Origin of the sequence: Streptomyces chiangmaiensis, assembly GCF_036281785.1 — a bacterium.
In the GTDB taxonomy this organism is placed as follows: Bacteria; Actinomycetota; Actinomycetes; order Streptomycetales; family Streptomycetaceae; genus Streptomyces; species Streptomyces chiangmaiensis.
In genome coordinates, this window is the sequence record NZ_JAYWVC010000488.1 from 1 (window position 1) to 2218 (window position 2218).

2 protein-coding genes and 1 pseudogene are annotated in these 2218 nt (G+C 66.3%); all 3 read left to right on the forward strand.

Features of this window, described 5'->3' with window-relative positions; genetic code table 11:
* Positions 1-611 precede the first annotated feature (611 nt).
* Entirely contained in the window at positions 612-1046 is a 435-nt protein-coding gene (locus tag VXC91_RS44770) for a class I SAM-dependent methyltransferase (protein WP_329513077.1), read from the forward strand.
* Between the two features lie 645 nt (positions 1047-1691).
* On the forward strand, positions 1692-1814 hold the full coding sequence (locus VXC91_RS44775; protein WP_329513076.1) for a hypothetical protein: 123 nt from the start codon (positions 1692-1694) through the stop codon (positions 1812-1814).
* A gap of 86 nt (positions 1815-1900) precedes the next feature.
* Positions 1901-2218: pseudogene (locus VXC91_RS44780) on the forward strand (helix-turn-helix transcriptional regulator); the annotation flags it as partial.

The following is a 2218-nucleotide window of genomic DNA, read 5'->3' on the forward strand; positions in this document are numbered from 1 at the left end:
ACACGATGCGATGGAGAGCGGCATTTGCCTGCCGGTCGCCACCACGGTTGAGACGACGGAATGAACCCCGCGACCCTCACAGCCACTCAACCTGCACCGACCCCGTCCGCTCCGAGCCTGATCCACACCCGCCATGCCGAGACCGCAGCGGTGGGCGCGCACCACGGCACACTCACGTGACCGGCTCCCCTTCAGCCACTTTGCGAAATGGCGGGAAGACAAGGGTGTTCGACACCGCCCAGCCACCGACGCCCACCATCGCACGCCGACCTGCCGGCTTGGAGGCGGGCACTGCCGCTTCTCTCTTTGCAGTTGACTGCTGCGAACCGTGCTGAGACGCCCCCCTTGCTGTGCTTGGCTGCGTAGGCGCGCAAGGACAGCCGCTGGCCGTCGCCTGTGTAATCCTGGTCGCAGCCGACGACATGTACCCGGCTGTGCTCCTCGCCGAACTTCCCGACCCCATCCAACCGGCACCCCTGCCCGCCGATGTGGACGGCGAAGTCCATGGCTGATCGGAGAACTCCCGCGCGCTACCGGCGCAAGCGGCGTCGACCCACGGCAATGCAGAACTCGTCGAACGCGGCCTGCTCGCTCTCGACATCGGCTGCGGACTGGGCGAACTCGCCCGCCACCTCGCCGCAAGCGGCTACCAGGTCGACGCCGTCGACTACGCACCCTCCGCTCTCACCCGCGCCCAAGCACTCGAGACCACTGCCGCGGTGACCTACTGGCCCTTCAACATCGAGCGGGACCGTCTCGACGACCTGCCCTATCCCACCTACGACCTGATCACCTTCCGCCTCAGCTGGGCCTTCATCCACGACCGCACCTGCGTCATGACACGGCTGCGCGAACACCTGCGCCCCGACGGCGCCCTGTGCGTGATCACACCCGTCGCCGACGCTGTGCCCGAGGACAAGCGCGCGATCGCTCTGGACGAGGACGAACTCGAACTGCTGTGTACCGCCTGGCCGGTTGCCGACCGGTACGACGCGGACGGCCTCGCCCTGATCATCCTGCGCACCGCCCCACCCCGACGCAGGTAGCGAGCGCCGGTCAAAGGCATCCCTCCCCATGCCCCCTTGCCGGTGCCGGAGTCGTCCTCACTGACCCCAGGCTGTCGCCGTCCCGAACATGTATCTGGGTTGGCGAGTTCGGGCAGCGCTTCGCGCCAGCCTCACAGCAAGGGCGAGGAGGTGCTGATGCGGACTGGGTGGGGTGTTTCGGGGATCTCCGATCCCCATTGAATGAGTGGAATTGATTGGTATTCCGTAGAGGGGAGTAGACCACGGAATACCGGGAAAGGAGCGCGGGCCCAGCAAGGTGACCGCTGTGCGGTTCGGGTCCGTCAGCGCCCGAACGCGGAGGCCCCGCCGACGCGCAACCTGATACCTCGGCCCCGATCCCCGAGGCCGCCGCGCAGCCCATGCCCGCCCCCACCTTTTCTCTCATTCGGGCAGGGAGAGCGGCAGCAGAGGGGATGTCAGTTCCCCGACCATGAGCAACGGGCCCTTTGACCTGGCGTGTTGCGAGGCCGGCTGCTGGCCGAAGTTAGGGGATAGCGCAGGAGATAGCGCAGGAGTTTGCGCGTGGGGTAGTGCAACAGATCCTGAATGATGCATTGTGGAACATGCAAGGCGAGGGTGGCTCCCTCCCCTATCACCAACGTTCGTCGACAGAAAGGCGTTTACGTGGAAATCGTCATCAACGCAGGAAAGGTCACCTCCGGGGCGGAGGAGATCAGCTCTCCGCAGGCCGTCAAGGCTCGCCGAATCGCGAACTACCTCCCGCATCCGGAATTCGCGATGCCGTGATCGAGCACAATCGAGACGACAAAACGACGTAGATTCGCTTCGACACCTCGGCCGGTTCCATTGACGAGCTGCTGTCCAAGCGGGAAGTGGCCCGGCTTCTCGGCTACGCCCGCACGTCGACCATCGACGCCTACATGCGCGACCGGCCCGGGTACTTCCCCGAGCCCGACGAGGACGTCGAGGGACCGAGGTGGCGCCGCGGCACCATCGTCGAGTGGGCCACCAACCGGCCCGGCAAGGGCCGACGCAGGTCCGCTCCGGGTGCCGCACTACCCGAGGTGCCGGTCGAAGGGGATCCCGACGAACTGCTGGGCACAACCCAGGTCGCTGCACTCCTCGGATACGGCAGCGTCGCCTCGTTTTCCAGCGTCCTGTGCCAAGGCGGCATCCCCGAGCTTCCGGAA